The sequence below is a fragment of the Biomaibacter sp. TOL genome (assembly GCF_059717795.1).
On sequence record NZ_AP046092.1, the window covers coordinates 2813608 to 2828564 of the forward strand.

The 14957-nt window shown below is 40.5% G+C and carries 16 protein-coding genes and 2 pseudogenes; 14 read left to right on the forward strand and 4 right to left on the reverse strand.

Features of this window, described 5'->3' with window-relative positions; genetic code table 11:
• Positions 1-6: 6 nt before the first annotated feature.
• From AC6I1H_RS13885 to AC6I1H_RS13920, 8 genes and pseudogenes are all read left to right on the forward strand, one after another.
• Positions 7-156 (forward strand): annotated as a pseudogene (locus AC6I1H_RS13885) (DUF4351 domain-containing protein); the annotation flags it as partial.
• Between the two features lie 137 nt (positions 157-293).
• Entirely contained in the window at positions 294-1442 is a 1149-nt protein-coding gene (locus tag AC6I1H_RS13890) for an RAMP superfamily CRISPR-associated protein (RefSeq protein WP_497740805.1), read from the forward strand.
• A gap of 4 nt (positions 1443-1446) precedes the next feature.
• Positions 1447-2598, forward strand: coding sequence for an RAMP superfamily CRISPR-associated protein (locus AC6I1H_RS13895; RefSeq protein WP_497738134.1), 1152 nt, complete (start codon positions 1447-1449; stop codon positions 2596-2598).
• Positions 2599-2603: 5 nt separating this feature from the next.
• Complete coding sequence (locus AC6I1H_RS13900) at positions 2604-6209, forward strand: CRISPR-associated protein Csx11 (protein ID WP_497738135.1); 3606 nt, start codon at positions 2604-2606, stop codon at positions 6207-6209.
• A gap of 17 nt (positions 6210-6226) precedes the next feature.
• Entirely contained in the window at positions 6227-7381 is a 1155-nt protein-coding gene (locus AC6I1H_RS13905; RefSeq protein WP_497738136.1) for an RAMP superfamily CRISPR-associated protein, read from the forward strand.
• Positions 7326-7736, forward strand: a complete 411-nt coding sequence (locus tag AC6I1H_RS13910) for a hypothetical protein (RefSeq protein WP_497740807.1) — start codon at positions 7326-7328, stop codon at positions 7734-7736. Before AC6I1H_RS13905 ends, AC6I1H_RS13910 begins: the two co-directional genes overlap by 56 nt.
• Positions 7737-7743: 7 nt before the next feature.
• Positions 7744-8622, forward strand: a complete 879-nt coding sequence (locus AC6I1H_RS13915; protein ID WP_497738137.1) for a hypothetical protein — start codon at positions 7744-7746, stop codon at positions 8620-8622.
• Positions 8603-8812 (forward strand): hypothetical protein, encoded by a 210-nt coding sequence (locus AC6I1H_RS13920; protein ID WP_497738138.1) that lies wholly within the window; start codon positions 8603-8605, stop codon positions 8810-8812. Before AC6I1H_RS13915 ends, AC6I1H_RS13920 begins: the two co-directional genes overlap by 20 nt.
• Before the next feature lie 249 nt (positions 8813-9061).
• Here AC6I1H_RS13920 and AC6I1H_RS13925 read toward each other — a convergent pair.
• Positions 9062-9178: pseudogene (locus tag AC6I1H_RS13925) on the reverse strand (type II toxin-antitoxin system HicB family antitoxin); the annotation flags it as partial.
• Positions 9179-9386: 208 nt separating this feature from the next.
• Between AC6I1H_RS13925 and AC6I1H_RS13930 the strand changes: the two are divergent.
• From AC6I1H_RS13930 to AC6I1H_RS13945, 4 genes are all read left to right on the forward strand, one after another.
• Positions 9387-9611 carry a DUF433 domain-containing protein gene (locus tag AC6I1H_RS13930; protein ID WP_497738139.1) on the forward strand — a complete coding sequence of 75 codons (225 nt, stop codon included), beginning with the start codon at positions 9387-9389 and terminating at the stop codon, positions 9609-9611.
• The gene (locus AC6I1H_RS13935) at positions 9612-9764 is read left to right on the forward strand and encodes a DUF5615 family PIN-like protein (protein ID WP_497738140.1); all 153 of its coding nucleotides are present in this window, start codon (positions 9612-9614) and stop codon (positions 9762-9764) included.
• Positions 9765-9820: 56 nt separating this feature from the next.
• Positions 9821-9979 carry a hypothetical protein gene (locus tag AC6I1H_RS13940; RefSeq protein WP_497738141.1) on the forward strand — a complete coding sequence of 53 codons (159 nt, stop codon included), beginning with the start codon at positions 9821-9823 and terminating at the stop codon, positions 9977-9979.
• Between the two features lie 304 nt (positions 9980-10283).
• The gene (locus AC6I1H_RS13945; RefSeq protein WP_497738142.1) at positions 10284-10520 is read left to right on the forward strand and encodes a hypothetical protein; all 237 of its coding nucleotides are present in this window, start codon (positions 10284-10286) and stop codon (positions 10518-10520) included.
• Here the strand turns inward: AC6I1H_RS13945 and AC6I1H_RS13950 are convergent.
• Both AC6I1H_RS13950 and AC6I1H_RS13955 read right to left on the reverse strand, forming a co-directional pair.
• On the reverse strand, positions 10515-10721 hold the full coding sequence (locus tag AC6I1H_RS13950) for a type II toxin-antitoxin system HicB family antitoxin (protein WP_120768845.1): 207 nt from the start codon (positions 10719-10721) through the stop codon (positions 10515-10517). The genes AC6I1H_RS13945 and AC6I1H_RS13950 overlap by 6 nt on opposite strands.
• 475 nt (positions 10722-11196) lie before the next feature.
• Positions 11197-11628, reverse strand: coding sequence for a RelB antitoxin-like protein (locus AC6I1H_RS13955; protein ID WP_497738143.1), 432 nt, complete (start codon positions 11626-11628; stop codon positions 11197-11199).
• Positions 11629-11934: 306 nt separating this feature from the next.
• Here AC6I1H_RS13955 and AC6I1H_RS13960 point away from each other — a divergent pair, with 306 nt between their 5' ends.
• Together AC6I1H_RS13960 and AC6I1H_RS13965 are read left to right on the forward strand one after the other, a co-directional pair.
• Complete coding sequence (locus AC6I1H_RS13960; protein WP_497738144.1) at positions 11935-12438, forward strand: ATP-binding protein; 504 nt, start codon at positions 11935-11937, stop codon at positions 12436-12438.
• A gap of 325 nt (positions 12439-12763) precedes the next feature.
• A complete protein-coding gene (locus AC6I1H_RS13965) occupies positions 12764-13132 on the forward strand; it encodes a hypothetical protein (RefSeq protein ID WP_497738145.1) in 369 nt (122 codons plus the stop codon).
• A gap of 632 nt (positions 13133-13764) precedes the next feature.
• On the opposite strand, the gene AC6I1H_RS13970 is transcribed toward AC6I1H_RS13965, so the two are convergent.
• On the reverse strand, positions 13765-14544 hold the full coding sequence (locus AC6I1H_RS13970; protein WP_497738146.1) for an IS110 family transposase: 780 nt from the start codon (positions 14542-14544) through the stop codon (positions 13765-13767).
• Positions 14545-14957: the final 413 nt, after the last annotated feature.

Consider the following 14957-nt stretch of genomic DNA (forward strand, 5'->3'; position numbering starts at 1 on the left):
CTTGTCGTAAAGCTGCTCAAGAAGAAGTTTTCAAATATTCCAGAAGATATTATCGAAACCATCGAGAAAACCCAGGATATCCGGAAGGTCGAAAAAATGGTGGAGGATATTTTTAGAATAAGTGATGTTGATGACGTTAAAAAGTATTTTAATTAAAAACAAATGTTCATGATAATATCTTGGGTGAAGTTATTATTGATCCATTGATATATTAATAAAGCCGGGGTTGCTGGATATTGCACGTTGCAAAAGATTTATCACGCATATAAAGGATGGTGAGGATTTTGGAGCAGGTGGATATCGGGTTCAGGACTATAACCCCGCTGTGGACCGGCGATGCATGGATGAGGAACGAGAACATCAAACCGCAGTCTATCCTGGGGAGCATGAGGTACTGGTTTGATGCCTTTTGCCTGGCAGCGGGCTTGAAAACGGCAGATTATGATGGAGAAAGTGTCAATATGAAAGAATTTCACGAAAAGGTGATGAGTTTTATCAAGTTGCATCCTAATACCGGGATGTTTGAGGTTTCGATGAAAGCTCTTGCTGAAAAGGGCCTTTCGCTTTCTTCAATTGTCTTCGGCTGCGAAGGTTGGCGCGGGGTCATAGGTATAAGAAGCATAACCGGCCCGCCCGCCATGTTGTCTAAAAAGCTGGGCCTGCCTTATGCTATAGCGAAAAAAAGAAACGAACATGAAGGAAAATGGGAAGAAATAACATTAAGACAGCCTGGAAATTATAACAGAAAAGAATATCATCTGTGGTTTTTCCCTGAAAAAATTTTTTGTGGTGAAGGTGTTATTTCCTTTATATGTGCCGATCCGATTCTGAAAGAAGCCCTGCTATTTCCTCTGCTTTCCTTCATTCAGGATTACGGATTTCTGGGAGGGAAAAACAATATGGGGTTCGGCAGGGTGAAGTTTTATGAAGCAAGTGGCCGTGGGAGGGCGCCTCTGAAGCGGGATGCATTTTTGTTCAGCCGGATTATCGAAAATATGCCGGACGTTAAGATAAAAGATGCAGTAGAAGAAGTAAATTCATTTGATAAATTGATAAGCTGCGATAAGTTGGCGATTTACAGATATGATTATAAAGATGCGCATAAAAATATAAGAAAAGAGCTGAATGGCAGCGATAGAAATCATAACATTGGCTATTTTGATACAATTAAGTTTCTCATAAGGGAAAAGGCAGAGGAGCGAGCTGAGGGGAAATCAAACCAAAAATATAAAGAAAAATCAAATGATAAAAAGAAGAGATGGGACGATGCAATGCGTCATTTCATTTTCGGCTCCATACAAAAAGATAAATTTGGTGATATTGAAGGTCCAAATGCCACAAAAATAATTCCATGGTACGGCGAAAGAGAAGGACGTGGTTTTGAATGCGGCTTTGTTTCGGTATGTTTTATGAAGGACTTCGGAAGCCAGAGGAGGCAGTGAGAATATGCCTTATGAAGTTATATTGACAGATTTGAAAAAGCCGGTTGGAAATAACGGTATTTACCATTTTTTGAAATATGCACTAAAATATGTAGGCTGCAGCGAATGTGGGAAACAATTAAAATATGTGGACAGTAGCCGGTTGCAGGTGCTTTTTCCTTTTGCCGGAAGCAGGGATTTTCATAGTAGCCGAAATTTGAAAGTAAAAAATTTTCCTCTGGAGTGGTTCAAATCAAAGGGTATTGGCGGTTATCAATGGGAAGTAGACAAAGAATCTCTTGAATTTTTGTATCAATTGTGCGGCATATACAGGACAAAGAATGAAATGTCAGAGGCAGTGAAAAAACTTGTGCCCGGTTCATTCGGCGTGGGATTTGAGTTTACCCTGCAGGCTCCTTATTTTTCAAGGGACGATGAAGATTTTTATGCCGTGCAGAATCCGGTGATGAAGGAGAAGGTTTGGAAAGTGCCCATGGTAAGGGCAAGCAGTCTGAAGGGGCAGCTTTTCGCTGCAGCTAAGGAAGTATTTCGGGAAGCAGTGGAAAATGGGGATGCCGATGAGGTGCTGGAAACTTTTTTTGGCATTTACAGGATTTTCGGCAGCGGTTCCGATGAATTTCGGAAAGTGGAAAAAATCATTGATGAGTACATAAAAGAAAAATGCGAGGAAAAAGTTCTTTCATCTTTAATAAAATATGCTTTTTCAGAGTTGAGTGCAAATCTGCGCATTGAAGCCAGATCGGACAAGTCTTATGCACAGCAGATTTTTGATTACATAAAGGAACAAAACCAGCAAAAAACTGGTTTTGGGTCTCACAGAGGAAGAGTTATTTTTTATCCAATTTTTTTTGACAGGCTCTCTCTGGAAATCATAAATCCGCACACAAGAAAGACAAAGGTTGGCAAGGGGCCGATTTATTTCGAGGTGGTCCCCAAAGGAGCGAAAGGATTTTTGCAGATGATTTATGTGCCGCACGACGCCCTGATGTCATTGAAAAAGGCTGATTTATGCGAGGAAGCAAAGAAAGACTGCATTTTCCTGGAAAAATGGGTGAAAAGGCTTCTTGTGCAGCATGGAATAGGTGCAAAAAATAAATACGGATGGGGCCTGTGCAGGATTGATTCCCATTTCAATACACTCCAGGAGCGGAGGTGAGCTTTATGGAAGCGCTAAATATTCAAAACTTGCGGAAAAAATCTGCAGAGATACTCAAGGCTGAAATCGGGGCTTTGATGTTTAATCTTGGAAAGACGCATATCGGATTTTGGGGGAAAAAGGGTGAGATTGAGCATTTCAAAATTGATGAAACTTATCAAACTGATTTTGAAAAAAAATACGGTTACAATATTTTCAAAAAATATCAAGAGTATTATTTCAAGGATAAACCAGACACTCCCTTCTGGAAGGATGTAAAAAACACAGAAAAAAAACTTGGTGGAAACTACCTGGAGGGATTTTTCAATTCGGATGTGCTGCTGGACTGCGGGAATCTCAGGAAAAGCGGGCTGAAGATTTATCATATTGCCTATGGCGATGCCATAGGAAAAGTTTTAAAGGAAGATTCAGGGGACCAGCAGCCGATAATAGATTTTGTCGAAAATATTTTCTTTAAAGGCTGTGAAAATATAAACTCCGGCATGGATAAGGGATTTCCGAGAGAACAGATGAAGAAATTATGGCTTTCAAATGCCTTTGGAGCGTATAAGTCCAAAGTAAACGATTGCCATCTGGATGCATCGCGGGAAAAATTTTTTGCCGAGCTTTCGGGCATTCTATATGGCATTAGCAAGTCGCCTGCCGATTATGACGCCTTTGCATGGAGGAGATTGAGAAGGAATGTTCAGGATAAAATTCGGGCATGGTATTCCCACGTAGGAAGCGACAGCCGTGCGCCGTTAAACGATATAACTTTGTGGGAACAGGCGTATATGACCGCAAGCATGTTTAAGGCGGCATTGGCTGCGATATGTCTTGATGCATCGCCAGATGGCATGCTGTATCAGCAGTATATGGACAAGCCATCCAGCGTAAGGTGGCGCATCATGGGAGTGCAGTACGACAAGCTGGGCCTTTCTGAGAAGGCTTTGAAAAGCCATTTCATCGCTTGGTACATGAGAGCCTGTGAAAAAGCGGACAATATGGTCAGAAGAATCGTAGAAGAAAAATATGCGGTTGGAAATGAAATATACAGGGATGAGACAGGCATATACTTTGTGGTGGCAGAAAATTTAGCAGGCAATCTAAAGGATGATAAGGATTATTTGGATGGAGATAAACAGGATGAAAATCGGCTGTATTTCTTGCATCAAGACATGGCCGAACTCCAAAAAGATATACTAAATGTCTTCAAGCATGTATTCAGGAAAGAAACCTTTCCGGCCATATTCTTGACTGAAGCTTCGAGGGGTCTTTATGCCTTGACGGATATGATCTCAAAGGCACCGGAGAATTGTCTGATGCCCGCATCATGGGACGTGCCGTCTATAGATGATTCGAAGGGGTCTTTTAGAACTGTATGCAGGATATGCGGGATGGACCTGGTTTGCGAAGATAAGAATGATGATAAGACAAAGCTTGATGCATGCGATAAGTGCAGGTCGCGCATGAAAAACAGGCTTGATGACTGGGTGAAAAATCCGGCAGGAGAGACTATATGGACCGGGGACCTGCAGGACAAAAACGGCAGGATAGCATTAATTACCATGAAATTCGAGCTTGAGGAATGGCAAAATGGAAATATGCTTTCCACCACACTGGTGAATATAGGGGATGAATATAACTACAGCGATTTATATGCCAAAATGCTGGAGACCCTGCGTTCTGTAAGGGCTGTGAAGCTTGAGGAAAAAAGGGAATATGAAAGGCTTAAAAATGAAATAAAATCGCTGAAAATGAAACAGGATAAAAAGGATGAGATTTTGGAGCATTTTCAGGCTAGTGATAAAAGTGTTTATGAGATATATAAGATATTGTATGAAGATTATGACATGCGATCTGATAGCGAAAGGCGCAATTTAGATGACAAATTTATTGATTTTTTACAGAGGATAGATAATGCATTAGCTAATAGTTCTAAGCAGCTTAAAGATTATTACAATATAAATTATAAAAATAAAACCTTCGCTAAAGAACAAAATAAGCGAAGCATGATAAATAGAATATTTGAAAAAATGGACAAGAACAGTAGTAGAAGAAAGAAAAAAATTGATTTTCTATCGTTTGTCAAAAAATATGATTTTTCTATCTTAAGAACATTATCAGAAGAGGCTTATAATGGCGCAAATAGTTTAGAAGATTATTTGGCCCAGGTTTTCATCCAGACCTGCAAAGGCACCGGATGGAAGGGTTTAGTGGAAAGAAAAATGGGGCAGGGCACGGTGGATTGGTATACCGAGAGAATAATATGGGATCAGGTGACGGATGACGGCATCAAGTTTATGGCCGAAATCATGCTGCAGTTTTTGCTCAGGAAGCCGCCGTCTCCTGCCAGGCTGAGCCGCATATGGTCGTCTACAAGAGAATATCTTGACAAATTGAAGGCTATATTGGAAAAAGATTTGGTGCAAAAATGGCGCGGCAAAAGGATAGTCTGGGAGGCAGCCTGCGCTAAGGATGGGGAATACGAGTATGCAGGACTTGAATTCTGGGCAAAGGGCGGCAGAGTGTATCTCATATCTTCGCTGGAAAGAGCCATACCCGTTTTGCGAAAATACTCCGGGAAATTCAGCAGGGAAGAAGAGGATAAAATCAAGAAAATGATTTCTAACGGCGATATGAGCTGGCTCAAAGATGAAATCCAAATTACGGGGCTTTCGAAGTCGGAGGAAAAAGTCAGTCTGAATAAAGCCAGAGCATCTTATTCCTGCTTCATACCTCTCTATTCCATAACCGAACCTTCACCCGCTTCCTGGCAGTTCATCATCCCGGCGGATTGCGTTCCGGGTTTTGTCGATACGGCAAAAAAGCTTTATTTCAAAAAGTTTAAATACGTCTGCGGAAAGCTTCCGCTTCACGTGGGAATCATCGTTCAAAACTACAAAATGCCGCTTTATGTGGGCATAAAAGCTCTGAGGAGTATGAGGCAAAACAAAAGGAGGCTGCAGGATATAGAAATCTGCGCAGATAAAGACGAATGGCCCGTTTTACCAATTGGTAAGTCTGGCAAAGATTATCTTTACGAGCAAAATGACAATATGGCAATGTACTATGGACTGTATCCGCTCAAAGCCACAGGAGGAAGTTACAGGTTTTACATGAGGCCTGAAGATGATGAACCTTCTTACTTGGATTATCCATCACAGGTGCCTGATGAGGCCAAAATAAAAGCGTATCCCTGCACCATTGACTTTGAGTTTATCGACTCAAATATCCGCCGAGACGATATCTTCTATGAAAAAGGAAAGCGCATCGACGGATTAAAGCAAAACCGCCCTTATTGCTGGGAAGAGTGGGACCATTTTAAGAATTTCATCCAGCTTGCCGAGGATAGTAAGACGGCTGGCAGGCTGCACAAGATGGCAGAGCTTATTTATGGAAAGCTTTCGGAGTGGGATGACAGCGATGCGGTAAAGAAGCTGGTTTTATCGGCATTTGTGAACATCTTCGGGTTAAATGATGAAAAATGCGCCGAAAAACGGCAGCAATTCGCAGGCTTTTTAGGAAAAAGCGATTGGGAAGACGTGAGCAAAATGGCGCCGGAGGAATTTACCCATGGCCTGAAGCGCTTTTTAGACATGTTCGAATTCTGGCGGAGTATAAAAAAATAAAAAAGAGGTGTTTTGAAATGGGAGTATATGAGAAAAAAAGCTTTGCGGCTATTTCCATTGACCCTGTATACATAGGCACCGGAGGCTACACCATAGGAAGGGTGGACAATACAATTGTTCGGGACCCCGTAACTAGAATCCCCAAAATACCTGCATCCAGTATTGCTGGCACATGGCGCTACTATATGATGCTGGAGCTATATTCGCACTTTAAAGATGAATACAGGATGGAAAGGAAAAAAAGAAATGGCAAGGATATGGCGGCACTTTTTGAAGGCGAAGCGCATGAATGGGTAAAGCATGAAGGCAATAGATATGCGGCAATCAATTGCGCAGGGCAGGATGAGAGCCCTGAAAAAAATATTATTGATGAAAATGCCCAGGATGTGCCGGAGACCGGCCACTGCGGAAGATGTATAGTATGCAAAACCTTTGGTTTTTCCAAGAAAGACAAATCCATGCGGGGCAGGGCTTTCTTCTCTGATTTATATATTTTGTTTTTCCCGGTGTACACCATGTACGGCACCCGATGGGTGACATCGCCGGAACTTCTTCAAGGGGTGAGACCTAATATATGCAAAATCCCTATCACTGCCGAAGGGCAGGCGTTAATGCCGAAACAAGAAGCTGGTAGGGCAGGCAGCATAAATCTTGGCTGGATGAATCTTTCTGCAGGTGAATATGAAGATGAAAGCGGTATGAATCAAGCCATTGACAATCTGCCGCTTGATAAAGACTGGAAAGAGCGGTTGAAGAAAAACTATGTTGTAGTGGCTGATACCCTGATTTCCAACATTATAAACGCCAATCTTGAGGTAAGGACTTCGGTCTCCATTGATCCAATGACCGGAGCAGCGAAAGAAGGAGCGCTTTTTACTTCCGAGGCGGTGCCCAGGGGCACTGTGTTTGTGAGTGAAATTGTGCTAGCAGAGCCAGGGGATAGGGGCAGCGTTGAGTTTTCAGCTGAAGATATATGGCAGGCACTGGAAGATAGCAAAAAATACTATGAGATATTCGGTATTGGCGGCATGGTTACCAGAGGATTCGGTAGGATGACGATATTCTCTGACTTTTGCAAGAACCAATCACACGGCTGCGAAGGGGGAGAAAAAGGTGATGAGCAGTCAGGCGAGAGTGAATCTCGAAGCAGTGCTAAACAACTTGGGTTATGAAATAGTGGCAGAAATTACGAAAAAAGATGATAACGAAAAATTATTAAGGCTTATTGATAAGGCCCTTGGAGTGCTGGCAAACGACGGTGTATACGCTTATTATGTGTTTTGCAAGGCACAGGACAACGATAAGAGCAGGGATGCAGAAGATATTTTCATCAAACTTCCGCTGGAAAAACTCAAACCGTATATAAATTTGGAAATAAATAATAAACAAAGCGATAAAGGCGAGGTTGAACAATATTTTTCTAGCCTTTCGGAGGATTTGAACAAAATGCTTGCTTTCAGAAATTACCTGGAAACGGCGCTGATATACGCTCGGTACCACGCCAAAGCTGTAAAGAAAAGCAGGTGATTGAAATATGGCTGAATGGTATCGCATCATCTTAGAACAAAAGCAGCCGCTTAATATTGGCGGGAAAAAATACGGGGTCATTTCCGAAACCAGGCTTTTCATGCCGGGATGGACCGTATTCGGCGCTCTGGTGAATGCCTGTGCCATACAGCATAAATCTCCTCAAACATTTGAAATTTGGCAGCAAAAACTTAACTGTATCACCTGCTTTTTTCCGGCACTGGGCACTGAAAATGAAGATATACTTTTTCCTGAATTAAGTGGGGACGGGCTTCATCTTAAAAGCGAAAAAGTTGACTACAATGAACATGATTTTAGAAGGCGCTTTGTGAATTCGTATTTTTCCACTGCCATTGATCCCGCAAGTCAAAGCGCTGCTGAGAAATTAACCCATGAGATAGAAATAATTTTGCCGTCAGAAAAGCGAAAAGGCGTGGTGCAAAGATGCAGGCTTTACTGGACCGGCCTTTTAAAGGCTGAAAGAGAAGAGATAGAGTCGATAAAAAATGCTGAACGTATTTTCGTCGGTCAGGATGCAAGATACGGAATGGGCGAGTTAAAATTTTTCGCCGGGCGAACTATATCTAATGAAGAAGCAAGGCATTACTGGGGCTTGGATATAAAAGGAGAGGAGATTTATTTATCAGGTGGTATCCCATTGAGAAATTTTTTGGATATTGATGTAATGGGATGCGGTATAGAAAAAGTGTCGGGATCTAAGGAACTAATAGTTACCGAATTTGATTTTATGAATTCCGCTGTCCCACAAGTAAAAGAATACTGTTTTGCCATTTCGCCCGGTAGCAGAATAAATATAGAAAAAAAGAGGACCCTGACACTGAAAAAAGGTTTGCTGAAGGCAATTGATGCTGAACAACCAAAGTAATATAATAAATATAGGAGAATGGAACATGAACGACTGGCACAGCGACTTTTACGCCGCGATACTTGCTGGCCTCTCAAGAGAATTGGACCAAAACGCACAACATGATAAAATAACTCTTGAAGGGGGAACGATACTACAGCATATCAAAAACTACAATCGATTACTGGAGAAAAAAGCTTTTAAACCCTAACGACGGTAACGATGATGACGAAAAGGTAAATCTCAGAAAAGAAAATATTAGCTTTGCTCTATCATCTTATGCAAAGAAATGGATCTACTTTTGCCAACAGAACCGATAATGGGCCTCAGTTTAAGTCAAAAGAATTTCAGGAATTTTGCACTAATTTTGCACTAAACAGGGTATACTGCATGAGAGAATACCAGTAAGGTCGCCTGAAAGGAACCCGAATATTGAAAGATTTCTGGAGGGAGAACAGGATACTTTATTTAGCGATTCCTCAATTGTTTTACCCTGAGAAGCCACGTTATTTTCGATACACTTTGCGACGTAACAGTTTTCCTCTTTCTGAACCACAACTGTAACTTTTACACTCATATATAATCACCTCAAGATAGATTATGTTTACATCAAGGGTAGGGCACAGGCTTTTTGAGGCATTAAGCAGCTCAAAAAAAGTGTTTAGCCCGGTGGTAATTTACAAGAGCGATGAGTGGGCTGCAAAATCTTTAAAATATAACACCGTTGAGTTTTTTTCGCAGTATGTTATCATTAATGTAGACGATAATGAATGGGAGGATTACTTATGCAAGATATACATGGGATAATTATCGATCCTTTAATTAAAGGTGGAAAACCTGTAATAAAAGGGACTAGAGTTCCAGTAGAACTTATATTAGGAAAATTAGCTTCAGGGCTTTCTTATGAAGAAATAATGACGGAATATGAACTTACTAAAGAAGACATATTTGCAGCTCTACGATATGCCGCAAACATCCTTTCTAATGAACAAGTAAGGATGGTGCAATAATTGCTGTTTATTATAGATGAAGATATGCCTCGTTCTTTAGCGATAGAATTGAAAAGACAAGGCTACAAGGTTATAGATGTCCGTGATATTGGTTTGCGTGGAGCAACGGATAAGGAGATCTTGAAATTTTCTAATGAAAGAAAAAAGGAGTAATTATTACTGCTGATGTGGGCTTTGCAACTCTGCCATTCCAAAGTTTGATAGAATGTATGGGATTCATTCTTTTAAGAATCCCAAATGAATTTATAGTGCAGGAAACTAAAAAACTATTATTGCAAGCATTAAAGGTTCTTAAAGAAGAAGATATAAAAGGAAATGTTGTAGTTATTGATCCTAAAAAGATCAGAATAAAGAAAATAAAATTTTAAAGGAACAAATCTTTATTAATCCATATTAATAAATCCCTGGTGTAAATTTTTAATAAGAGTGACTGAAAAGATGTGAATGGATAAAAGTGACAAAGGAAAATGTCTTGAAAAAAATGGATGAAATATATATTAAAGGGAATGATTAGAGGTATAATACAAACAAAGGAGAAGAGGAATACCCATCAAAAGAGCCCCTCAGAATAGACGTAATCATCATAAAAAATCTGGACAGCCATCAGATAAAAAAGCAAATCGGAAAGATATTCAAAACTTGCTGAGTGACAATGAATATTTTCAGGAAGCATTGAAAAAATACTTTCAAACAATAACAGGCGAAAAAAGTTCATCAGAAGCGAAAAGGCTACTGGAAGCAGCCTTCAGGAAAAACATAATAAAAGCGGTGGAGGTGTATAAGATGTATGAGGACATGATAAATGAAGAGGTTCAGGAGTATGTGATAAAGACATTAAAACAGACCAGGCTAAAAATCTATACCGAGCAGGAACTGGAGGGAGAACAGGATACTTTGATCCTATTATAGCGCTACCTCCATGGTGGTTATAAAAGTCTGATAATAAGAGATATCCGGTTTTTCATTTTCATAATATAACTCCAATGCTTCACGTAAATTGTTTAGCGCTTCCTCGATTGTTTTACCCTGTGAAGCTACGTTATTTTCGATACACTTTGCGACGTACCAGTTTTCATCTTTTTGAACTACAACCGTAACTTTTATACTCATATACAATCACCTCAAGATAGATTATATTTATATTATATCATCTTTCTAATAAATTAGACACTCAACTTTCGCAGGGATAGATTATAGAGATTTAATTAATATGCATTAATTAATAGCCAAAAATGCAAAATTTTTGGAATTGTTAGCACCTACCTGTACAAATCCACAATGAACGCAGAAGGGAAAAACAAAAAAGAAACAAACGACATAAGCCGCCTTCAGGAAAAACATAATAAAGGCAGTGGAGGTTAGAATGAGCTACTTTATGCTACTCCAGAACTCATCTTCCTGCATTTTTAACTGTAACTTCAGTATTTTTTTCCATAAGTTCCCCGGTATTTCCTTTTGCAATGCATGGCTTATTTTAGTCCTTAACAGCGACCCATCAGATAAAACCTTTTCGTAGTAAAAATGATCGGTATTTTTAACCATGACCCAACCGTTATTGTCACAATAACGTTTTAAATCTCGAAATCTAGGAGGCATGATGCACCTTTAAAAGCGACTTTATCTCTTCGTCCGAATCACAAAGTAAAATTCTAAGAAGGTAAGGCAAGTGGTGTTTACGGTTGGGAGCATTAAGAAAAAGTTGAGACCTTTCCATATAGTCTTGAGCATATATTTTCAAATCTTGTATAAGCTCATTTAAGGCTTCTTCTTGTGTAGGACCGTTAGCCGCAAGTTCCAGTATATCTATAGATACGGTAAAAGAACAATCATTTTCGGGCAATAGATCTACATCAAAAACATAAGCCGAGAGCATATCTTTCAGCAAATCCTTGCGCAACATTAATACCTCTTGATCCCGGTTTCTTCTGATGACCGCCGGTTCCCGCTCATTAAATACCATATTAAATACCCGAGAAAAATCGTTTCTTGCCTCGGTAAAACCATATTCATTCAGCATATAACCACCTCTTCAATAAGTCTAGCATAAATGTGCAATATGTGCAAGATGAACTTTCATCAATTAAGTCCTTGATTCTAGTATAGAAACCCTACTTTTTTACTTCTTTTCACGAACCTTGATTTTCAGATGCTGATTTTACTGCTCTTTCCAAAACATCAAATGCCAATGCTATTCTCCCGGCTTTCTTGATGTTTGACAGGAATGAGACAGGGGACGGTTCTCTGACTCACTTTTGAGTCAAGGAACCGTCCCCTGTCTCAAGACTGTCTCAAGAATATCAATGCTCCGGCTGAATCCAGAATTATGAGTTTTCAAAAGGAACTTAATGACTTGAGGGAGATATTGTTTAGAACGGGTTACGGAAATCTTGAGAAGACCTTAAAAAAGCCCGGTACGGGCAAGACACATCTTTCCATAGGGCTAGGATTAAAAGCCTGCAAAGAAGGATACAACGTAAGATTTTATACGGCAGCCGGCCTTGTTACCGAACTTACGGAAGCCCAGGACTCCAGGAGGCTATCAAAACTTGAAAAGCAGCTGGAAAATGTGGATTTGCTTATTCTAGATGAATTATCCTACCTTGAGTTCAACAGGCATCAGGCAGATTTACTTTTCAGAGTGATTTCAGATCGCGCCGAAAAAGGAAGTGTGATTATATCGACTAATCTTGAGTTTTCAAGATGGCCGGAGATGTTTGAGAATGCTACTATGGTCGCTGCTCTGGTAGACCGGTTGACATTCCGTTCACATGTATTGAACATGAATGGAGAGTCTTACAGAATGAAAAATAGCTCTAAAGTACCTTAACGAGTGCTACTATCTATTGCTTGAGGTACAGGAAGCAACCCTCCCCTCACTTTCAAAGTGAGCATTTGCTTCCTCCTCCTTTTTTTCAGGTATGCTTTATAAATGACTTATCCTCGGCCGCCTATAAAAGATTTTTATACTTTTTTAAATCTTTGCTAAGGTACCTCACCTCTTTGATTAAATGGATTAAAAATTCACTAGCACATGGCTCACTTTTTCATTAGCACAAGTGGCTCAAAAATTCATTAGCAAGTGGCTCAAATTTCTATTGACATTCGCAGTTCAGTTTATCAGCGGTCAGAGTACAGAAAAAGGGGCTTACCTGATGTTGATTTTCACGGGGAGCCTTTTGTGCATTTATGGCGGCCTGGGTATTATCCTGCATGGGGAAAAATATCTTAAAAGGACCCTGGCGGTGCTGCCCCTTGCAGTGGATCATGCAAAGACGGGCATCATTCCCGTGGGAAGGGGCGGCTGGCTTTTGCTGGCTACTGACGGTTTTTCCCGGCTGGTGGAAAGCTTTCACCATTTCGATTCATGGGAACAACTTTTCGATGCGCTGCGGCAAAGCTCCCTGCGAGACCTATCAGACACCCTCCGTGAGATTGAAATAGCGATGAGGAGTGCCTCAAATTCCCCCGCTTCAGCACACACGATGACGCCACAGCGGTGTATGGGGAGATTGTATAAGTGAAACAGAAATCGGATAAAAATTTATGAGTTTTGTTATTTTTAAGCAGGAATATTGGAATAAATGGCGAACATATATTCTATATAAAGTTGCACACTTGAGAGAAGTACCTTGCGTGAGTAGCCTTAGCGGGAGCCATCAAAAGCATGGAGATATGGATGGAATGAAAGGAGACGGCCTATATGGTATGAATCTTGAAATGTGGGGCTTATTTTTATTTCATAATTATTAAATTTATATTATAATATAAATCAAAAGGAAAGTACAAAGAGAGCAGCGGTATTATGTCAAGACCCTAAGTTGACATAATACAAAAGAAATTACTGTTACATTTAGAGGTGAATCAAAAAAAGACAATACTAAACTAAGCCCACCATATACCATAAAATGGAAAATAAATGGTGAGTTAAAAAATTAAAACATAATTCTAAAGAAATTTATGAAATCCCTCCCCGGGCTTCATAAAGTCGGTTAGTTCGCAGCAGACAATCGACTAACCGCACGAGTTTACGAGCAGTAAGCGCAAGAGCACGTTTTTCGGCATAAACCTTCGGCTCCGCTACCTTACGAGCATAATATTCGGCAAAACAGGATCGTGCACCCTGAACTGTTTGCCGCTTCGATGAAATAATACTTCAGATAACGGTTGCCGAATGAATAAGCCTGGTCTGAGAAGCTGTAAAACTGCCAGACTGGTTCTCGGTCCACGCAAGACCGGCGAACTTGGCCAATTGTTTATGACTACTAAACTGTCGGATATCACCGATTTCGGCCAGTATACCGGCAGCAAAAATAGGGCCAATACCCGGCACCGAATCAAGGGTTTGAGGAATCGTCTTCAAATGGTCCTCAATGGCTTTCTTCAGGGATTTAAGCTCATCCTGAATAGCACGAATGACGCGAATATTAGAAGCCATAGCAAGGAAATTGCTTTCCCGTGTCAAATCCTGCATCAGATGAAAACGAGCCCGTGTTAAATACTGAAGCGAAAGCAAAGGCTCACTCCAGGTGAAAGGATGCGGGAGATGGCCGGATCTGAGTTTTGATGCAATAAACCATGCGTCAATCCTATCATTCTTGGGGGCATCAAGATAATGAGATTTCTTAAACTCTTTAATAAGACTCGGATTAAACACATAGACCTTAACATCACTACACTCAAAATCAAGATGGCGCTCAAGATACATCGCTGCATGAGTCGAATAACAGTCCGTATGCTCCAAACCGAACAGAATTTGATCAAATCCGTGTTTATGTACCAATGAAACGATACGTTCTCTAAATTCCATAATACCCGGTCGGTTATTTGACACAGTAAAGCGACATAAAGGTTTCTTTTCTTCATCCTTTGTCAAATAACATACAACGTTATCACTGCTGCTTACATCAATCCCGACAAACAAGGGATAAGTCATAGAAAATCACCTCCTTTTTGCTACAGGATGAAGATGCTTACAATCCTAGGATGTCCCTGAGAAACCCATGAACGACAACCTTGCGAAACTATTGGAATACACCGGGAGTCACCGGTGCACGAGCCTTCCTCTGCTTGCTGAAGGGGTGATCGGCCGGGAAACAGTCAGCGTGTAGGTCTATATCATGGGGCCAGGGGAACACTCTCAATTTGGAAGAACCCTTATTATATAAGGGTCAACAGGAGGCATACGAACATTCCCTTGGTAGACACCTATGGCTATTTTCCCAAAGGCACCCCAGTATTGTAAAGACCTTTTTATTCAATTGTCAAGGAGCAAGATACTAAAAGAAAAATAACGTAGTAAATATGATTTTATGTAAACCAAATCTTTAGATATTCTTATTATACAAG

What these genes read in the sequence shown, in the direction of transcription:
- AC6I1H_RS13895 (WP_497738134.1), top strand. Translation starts at nt 1,447, where the DNA reads ATGCCTTATGAAGTTATATTGACAGATTTGAAAAAGCCGGTTGGAAAT.
- AC6I1H_RS13900 (WP_497738135.1), top strand. Translation starts at nt 2,604, where the DNA reads ATGGAAGCGCTAAATATTCAAAACTTGCGGAAAAAATCTGCAGAGATA.
- AC6I1H_RS13905 (WP_497738136.1), top strand. Translation starts at nt 6,227, where the DNA reads ATGGGAGTATATGAGAAAAAAAGCTTTGCGGCTATTTCCATTGACCCT.
- AC6I1H_RS13910 (WP_497740807.1), top strand. Translation starts at nt 7,326, where the DNA reads ATGAGCAGTCAGGCGAGAGTGAATCTCGAAGCAGTGCTAAACAACTTG.
- AC6I1H_RS13915 (WP_497738137.1), top strand. Translation starts at nt 7,744, where the DNA reads ATGGCTGAATGGTATCGCATCATCTTAGAACAAAAGCAGCCGCTTAAT.
- AC6I1H_RS13920 (WP_497738138.1), top strand. Translation starts at nt 8,603, where the DNA reads ATGCTGAACAACCAAAGTAATATAATAAATATAGGAGAATGGAACATG.
- AC6I1H_RS13930 (WP_497738139.1), top strand. Translation starts at nt 9,387, where the DNA reads ATGCAAGATATACATGGGATAATTATCGATCCTTTAATTAAAGGTGGA.
- AC6I1H_RS13940 (WP_497738141.1), top strand. Translation starts at nt 9,821, where the DNA reads ATGGGATTCATTCTTTTAAGAATCCCAAATGAATTTATAGTGCAGGAA.
- AC6I1H_RS13950 (WP_120768845.1), bottom strand. Translation starts at nt 10,721, where the DNA reads ATGAGTATAAAAGTTACGGTTGTAGTTCAAAAAGATGAAAACTGGTAC.
- AC6I1H_RS13955 (WP_497738143.1), bottom strand. Translation starts at nt 11,628, where the DNA reads ATGCTGAATGAATATGGTTTTACCGAGGCAAGAAACGATTTTTCTCGG.
- AC6I1H_RS13960 (WP_497738144.1), top strand. Translation starts at nt 11,935, where the DNA reads ATGAGTTTTCAAAAGGAACTTAATGACTTGAGGGAGATATTGTTTAGA.
- AC6I1H_RS13965 (WP_497738145.1), top strand. Translation starts at nt 12,764, where the DNA reads ATGTTGATTTTCACGGGGAGCCTTTTGTGCATTTATGGCGGCCTGGGT.
- AC6I1H_RS13970 (WP_497738146.1), bottom strand. Translation starts at nt 14,544, where the DNA reads ATGACTTATCCCTTGTTTGTCGGGATTGATGTAAGCAGCAGTGATAAC.